This is a genomic window from bacterium (assembly GCA_027622355.1).
Taxonomy (GTDB): Bacteria; UBA8248; UBA8248; order UBA8248; family UBA8248; genus JAQBZT01.
In genome coordinates this window covers 1-5,955 of record JAQBZT010000189.1, presented here as the reverse complement: position 1 = coordinate 5,955, position 5,955 = coordinate 1, and the positions used below count along the sequence as shown (strand labels likewise).

The following is a 5,955-nucleotide window of genomic DNA, read 5'->3' as shown; positions in this document are numbered from 1 at the left end:
AGTTTTGCCTCAGTCTTTTGCCGGGCGGCTTTTTGAGATGGGCGAATTCTGGCTCAAGTTTTTCGAGCAGCAGAACGACTTTTTCGATTCGATCCTCTTTGCACATTTTTTCAGCCTGGCGCACAGGGAAGCCATTTGTTTCGCCCCGATGTCGCCGCAGTTTTCCTTCAGGCTGCGGCGGTCATTATGGAAAACGGCAAGGGTACGCATGAAATGAGCCGGATGAGCAAAGAGGGGCTGGTGCTGCGATTTAGCGATCCCGAACGATTTTGTTTCGAAGAATGCCGATTCCCTCGATTTCAAGCTCGACCACATCACCGGGCTGTATCCACTTGCCGAGGTCGGCCCCGCAACCCGTTCCGACGGTTCCCGAGCCGAAAAATTCGCCGGGCAGGAGTTCTTCCTCCATCGAGGCGTGCTCGATTACCCGTCCCCAGGAAAAGTGCATGTTCCCCGCATTTCCCCGGCTCCACTCTTCCCCGTTCACACGGGCGATCATGGCGGCGTTCGAGGGGTCGAACTCATCTTTCGTGACAACACAAGGCCCGATGGCCGAACCGAAGTCTTTTCCCTTGTGCGGCCCGAGCCAGAGCTTCATCTCTTCGATCTGGATGTCGCGGGCGCTGAAGTCGTTGAGGATCGTGAAGCCGAAGATATGATCCATCCCCTTGTTTTCGGGGATGTTTTTCCCGCTTTTCCCGATAAACATGCCCAGCTCGAGCTCGTAGTCGAGCTTTTCAGTGTAATGGGGCCAGTGAAGCTCCTCGTCCGGGCCGATGAGGGTGAGACGGTTGCCCTTGTAGGCGGAAGGCATTTCGTACCAAAGGGGATCAACCGTGGCATTCCGGCGCCGGGCCCCGGCGGCCTTGTGTTCCTCGAAAGTGAGAAAATCCCGGAAGGAGACGGGCCGCGGGACAGGAGCGAGAAGCCGGACCTCCGCCAGGGCATAAATGAGCTGCTCCCCTTTGGGGCCTTTGTCGATATTTCCTTTAAAATCAACATATTCCAAGGCTAGCTGGGCGGCATTGAGTGCGGGCAGCCCGCCGGCCATCAACTCCGCCATGTCCTGGGGGAGGCGGAAGTCTGCATATTCCCTGAACCGGGGTTCGCTGTCCTCCGCCTGAAGGCGGGCCGCATAGGCCAGGGCGAGGTCGACCACTTTTTGCTCTCCCGCGGGGCCTTTCAGGGCACCGACGCGATGAATATTACCGGCCGGGGAGGCGACGGAAAAAGTGACGAATTTCATGGATTCTCCATTTTCAGGGGACGGGGAGGGAGAAAAACGTCCCGCCGTCCGGGAACTATGCGAGTGATAAGGGAGGGTATACCATTTCGCGGGGCGGGCTGTCTCTCCCGGAGGGGCAAAGCACCCGCAAGCTGATTTTTCAGGTGAGGGAACATCTTTCGCAGCCGGGGTTGACTTCCCTACCCCTTGCTAGGTAGGTTTAGGCGTTTTTTCAGGGCCGGGGCAAATTGTCCGGGCCCTTTCGAATGTGTGGATCATTCACTTATCAGTGTTCATTCTGCCGTTCGGGTCTGGATTCCCTGACGGATTGTTCCGTATAAATTGCCGTTCCACACGGGCGGTGTGCCATGAGATTCGGATGAAGCCCTCGATTCTGCGAAAAATAGCTTACGGGTGGTTCATATGCGGAGCCGTGCTGGCGGCCGTCTTTTTCATTCAGTGTCCCGCGGAGGCCGCCGGACAAAAAAGCGCGCTTGAGGAGCTGCTGCACAGCTACAATTTCGGCAGCGGCGCCCTGATCATCAACCCCCTCGTTATTTTGATCCAATGGGCGAACTTTCTCATCCTTCTCATTCTTTTGAATAAAATTCTCTACAAACCATTACTTAAACTCATGAACGAGCGCCAGGGAAAGATCGACGGCGACCTCTCATCGGCCGAGCGGGACAGAAGCGAGGCCCTGGGTTATGTGAGCCAGTACGAGGATTCGCTCTCCGAGATTCAGCGCGAAAACACCGACGCCGTCGTCAAGCTCCAGCAGGAGATGACCGAGCGGACGCGCGTGCGCATTGAGGAAATCCGCGTGAAGACCGACCAGGAAGTCGAGGAAGCCCGCGTGGCCATCCGGCGCGACGCCGAGGCGGTAGCGGGCGAACTCAAAGATCGCGCCCGGGGGTTCGCGGCGGATATCGCCAACCGCCTTGCCGGCCGGGCTGTAGCCTGAGGGAAATGATGAGAAGGACTTATCCGGGAGACTGCGGTGCCGTTATGTGGGGGCTCTATGTGCTCACCCTGCTGGCGCTTCCGCTTCTTTTGCCGGAGCTCTCCTGGGCGGCAGAGGCGGGCGAGGTTCACCATAAGGCGTTCAGCCTGAAAGAAGAGCTGTTCAAGCTGATGAACACGCTCATCGTGATCGCCATTCTTTATAAGGTTGCCTACAAGCCGATACGAAAATTTTTTCAGGAGCGCCGCGAGGGGATTCAGAAAGCGTTGGCGGAGGCTCAAAAAGCCCGGGTGGAATCCGAGCGGCTTCTCGGAGAGCAGCGCTCGAAAGTCGCCGATCTGGAGGCCGAGCTTGGCCGCGTCCGCAAGCAGGGCGAGATGGAGCGCGAGTCCATGTGGAAGCGCCTTCAGAGCGATCAGGACGACCTCGCCGAGCGTCTTTTGGAGCATGCCCGCGGGGCCATCGAACTTGAAGGGAAAAAGGCCCGTGCCGAGCTTCAGAACGAGGCCGCCCGCCTTGCCGTGGAGCTGGCCGAGGAAATTCTCCGGAAAAACCTTGGTCCAGAAGACCAGAAACGGCTCATGGAAAATTTCTTGTCTAAGGTGGCAACCGTGAACGGAGGCGGCATATGACCGGCGGAGAAGTCGCGCGCCGCTACGCCAAAGCGCTCGTCGGCATCGCCGATAGGGCCGGTACTCTCGATGAGACCGGCGCGGAGCTCGAAGCCGCAGCCCAGGCGATTGGAGGGCACGCCGACCTTCGGCGCGTGCTGGAGAACCCGCGTTTTCCCAAGCCCACACGGGTCCGCTTGGTGGAGAATGTTTTGCGCTCCTCCGGCGCGAGCGATCTGATCCGGAATTTCCTGCGCGTGGTCGTGGAAAAAGATCGGGTCACAGACCTTTCTGCCATCGCCGGCTACTACCGGGAGCTGTCCGACGATAAGCGTGGCCGGGTCCGGGCTGAGATTCGTTCCGCAGCCTTGCTGGACGGGGATTCCATCGAGCGGCTGAGGAAGCGTCTTTCGGAAGTGACCGGCAAAGAGGTGATCGTCGATACCAAGCAAGATGAATCGCTCATCGGCGGGCTGACTTGCCGCGTGGGAAGCGTCATGATGGACGGCAGCATCCGGAATCAACTGAAGAACTTACGGGAAAAATTGGTTGTCGATTAAAATCGACTCCGTTTTCGAATCGCTCTTTTAACGAAAATAGACAAAGGGCAAAGAGGAAATCAAATGCAGATTCGCGCCGAAGAAATCAGCCAGATCATTCAAAAGGAAATCGAAGGGTTTGACGCTTCCGTCGAGTTGGCCGAAACGGGCAGCGTTATCTCCGTCGGCGACGGAATCGCCCGCATCTATGGACTGGAAAAGTGCATGGCGGGCGAGCTTCTTGAATTTCCCAACGGCCTTTTTGGGATGGCGCTCAACCTTGAAACGGACAACGTCGGCTCCGTTCTCATGGGAGACGACCAGCAGGTCAAGGAGGGCGACGAGGTGCGCCGCACCGGCCGGATCGTCCAGGTCCCCGTCGGAAAGGCGCTTCTCGGCCGTGTCGTGAACGCCCTGGGCCAGCCCATTGACGGGAAGGGTCCGATCGATACCCAGGAGACCCGCAATATTGACGTTGTGGCCCCGGGCGTGATCGATCGCCAGCCGGTGAAAGAGCCGCTCCAGACCGGGATCAAGGCGATTGACGGCATGATCCCGATCGGACGCGGCCAGCGCGAGCTCATCATCGGCGACCGCCAGACCGGCAAGACGGCCATCGCGGTAGACACCATCATCAACCAGAAGAACACCGATGTGCATTGCATCTACGTTTGCATCGGACAGAAGCGCTCGACGCTCGCCCAGGTGGTCAGCACACTGGAAGAGATGGGCGCCCTGGAGTATTCGATCATTGTCGCGGCGACGGCTTCCGACCCGGCTCCCCTCCAGTACATCGCCCCTTACTCCGGCTGTGCCATGGGCGAGTATTTCCGCGACAACGGCATGCACGCGCTGGTTGTTTACGATGATCTCTCAAAGCAGGCGGTCGCCTACCGCCAGCTCTCGCTCATGCTCCGCCGGCCTCCCGGCCGCGAAGCGTACCCCGGCGATGTCTTTTATCTGCACTCGCGCCTGCTCGAGCGGGCGGCGAAACTGAATGACGCGAAGGGCGGCGGTTCCCTCACCGCGCTTCCGATTATCGAAACCCAGGCGGGCGATGTTTCCGCCTACATTCCGACGAACGTGATCTCGATCACGGACGGGCAGATTTATCTCGAGGCGAGCCTTTTCTATTCGGGCATCCGGCCCGCCATCAACGTGGGCCTTTCGGTTTCCCGGGTGGGCGGAGCGGCCCAGAACAAGGCCATGAAAAAGGTCGCAGGCACCCTTCGCCTCGATCTGGCGCAGTATCGCGAGATGGCGGCCTTCGCCCAGTTCGGCTCGGAACTCGATGCGGCCACCCAGGCGCAGCTCAACCGGGGCTCCCGTCTGACGGAGCTGCTCAAGCAGCTTCAGTATCAGCCTGTGCCGGTCGAAAAGCAGATCTTGTCCATCTATCTGGGCACCCGGGGCCATCTCGACAAGGTTCCGATCAACAAGGTCCAGGAGGTCGAAGCGGGATTCCTGGCGTTCATGGACACCAGCCATCCGAAGGTCGTGAGCGATATCGCCGAGAAGAAGGAACTGACCGACGACATCGTGACCCGGCTCGATGCCGCGATCGAGGGATTCAAGAAGACCCTGAAAGAAAAGACCGCCGTCGAAGCAACTGCGGCTGCCAGATAAGGAAGCAAGATGGCATCGCTACGCGACTACAAAAGCCGCATCCGCAGCGTGAAGAACACGCAGCAGATCACCCGTGCCATGAAGCTCGTGGCCGCCTCCAAGGTGCGCCGGTCCCAGGAGCGGATTGAAAATGCCCGCCCCTACAGCGAGAAGATGACCGAGCTGGTGAACTCCCTCTCGCTCCGGGTAGAGGGCATCCCGCATCCGCTTCTGCAGGATACGATGAAGGACGAAAAAGCAATCCTTCTGGTCATCACCTCCGACAAGGGGCTTTGCGGGGGCTACAACGCGAACATCACCCGGCTGGCGCTTCAGTTTTTGCGCAAGCGCGAAGAGGCGGGAAAAGATACGGAAATCGTGGTTGTGGGCCGGAAGGGACGAGATTTTTTTGCGCGCCGCGGCTACAAATTCAAAAAAGAGATCACGGAAGTCTACGGCAAGATAGGCTTTTCGCTCGCCGAGGAGATCTCCGAGATTCTGACGGAAGCCTTTCTTTCGGGGGAGACGGAGGAGATCCACGTTCTGACGACGGAATTCAAGTCGATCGTGAGCCAGAGACCGAATCTTTTCCGCCTGCTTCCGTTGGCCCCCGCCGTTCCGGACGCCGTGGACGCGGCGGGCGATCCCGTCGTGACCGACTTCATATACGAGCCTTCCATGGTGGGCGTTCTGACGGACATTCTTCCCCGGCACATCACGGTCCAGATTTACCGGTCCCTGCTGGATGCCGAGGCGAGCGAGTTCGGATCGCGCATGACGGCGATGGACAACGCCACACGCAACGCAGATGAGATGATAGAAACTCTGACGCTCGAGATGAACCGCGTGCGCCAGGCGACGATTACGAAGGAAATTCTGGAAGTCATCAGCGGAGCGGATGCGCTGAGCTAGTGGATGGTGTGGGCGGCCCCTGTTCCCGGCGGCGCGCCCTCGACCACAAAGGAGCTGAGAGTGAACGAAGGAACCGTCACCCAGATTATTGGACCCGTC

6 protein-coding genes are annotated in these 5,955 nt (G+C 59.0%); 5 read left to right on the top strand and 1 reads right to left on the bottom strand.

Going from position 1 to position 5,955, the window contains the following annotated elements:
* Positions 1-250: 250 nt before the first annotated feature.
* Positions 251-1,246, bottom strand: a complete 996-nt coding sequence (locus O2807_10880) for a fumarylacetoacetate hydrolase family protein (GenBank protein ID MDA1001001.1) — start codon at positions 1,244-1,246, stop codon at positions 251-253.
* Positions 1,247-1,604: 358 nt separating this feature from the next.
* Between O2807_10880 and O2807_10875 the strand changes: the two genes are divergently transcribed.
* The 5 genes from O2807_10875 (at position 1,605) to atpG (ending at position 5,856) form a co-directional block, all read left to right on the top strand.
* On the top strand, positions 1,605-2,189 hold the full coding sequence (locus O2807_10875; protein MDA1001000.1) for an ATP synthase F0 subunit B: 585 nt from the start codon (positions 1,605-1,607) through the stop codon (positions 2,187-2,189).
* Between the two features lie 44 nt (positions 2,190-2,233).
* A complete protein-coding gene (locus O2807_10870; protein ID MDA1000999.1) occupies positions 2,234-2,821 on the top strand; it encodes an ATP synthase F0 subunit B in 588 nt (195 codons plus the stop codon).
* Positions 2,818-3,360, top strand: coding sequence for an ATP synthase F1 subunit delta (gene atpH, locus O2807_10865; GenBank protein MDA1000998.1), 543 nt, complete (start codon positions 2,818-2,820; stop codon positions 3,358-3,360). Before O2807_10870 ends, atpH begins: the two co-directional genes overlap by 4 nt.
* Before the next feature lie 63 nt (positions 3,361-3,423).
* Positions 3,424-4,965 carry a F0F1 ATP synthase subunit alpha gene (atpA, locus tag O2807_10860; protein ID MDA1000997.1) on the top strand — a complete coding sequence of 514 codons (1,542 nt, stop codon included), beginning with the start codon at positions 3,424-3,426 and terminating at the stop codon, positions 4,963-4,965.
* Positions 4,966-4,974: 9 nt separating this feature from the next.
* Complete coding sequence (gene atpG / locus O2807_10855) at positions 4,975-5,856, top strand: ATP synthase F1 subunit gamma (protein ID MDA1000996.1); 882 nt, start codon at positions 4,975-4,977, stop codon at positions 5,854-5,856.
* The last annotated feature ends 99 nt before the right edge of the window (positions 5,857-5,955 follow it).

What these genes read in the sequence shown, in the direction of transcription:
- atpH (MDA1000998.1), top strand. Translation starts at nt 2,818, where the DNA reads ATGACCGGCGGAGAAGTCGCGCGCCGCTACGCCAAAGCGCTCGTCGGC.
- O2807_10880 (MDA1001001.1), bottom strand. Translation starts at nt 1,246, where the DNA reads ATGAAATTCGTCACTTTTTCCGTCGCCTCCCCGGCCGGTAATATTCAT.
- atpA (MDA1000997.1), top strand. Translation starts at nt 3,424, where the DNA reads ATGCAGATTCGCGCCGAAGAAATCAGCCAGATCATTCAAAAGGAAATC.
- O2807_10870 (MDA1000999.1), top strand. Translation starts at nt 2,234, where the DNA reads ATGTGGGGGCTCTATGTGCTCACCCTGCTGGCGCTTCCGCTTCTTTTG.
- O2807_10875 (MDA1001000.1), top strand. Translation starts at nt 1,605, where the DNA reads ATGAAGCCCTCGATTCTGCGAAAAATAGCTTACGGGTGGTTCATATGC.
- atpG (MDA1000996.1), top strand. Translation starts at nt 4,975, where the DNA reads ATGGCATCGCTACGCGACTACAAAAGCCGCATCCGCAGCGTGAAGAAC.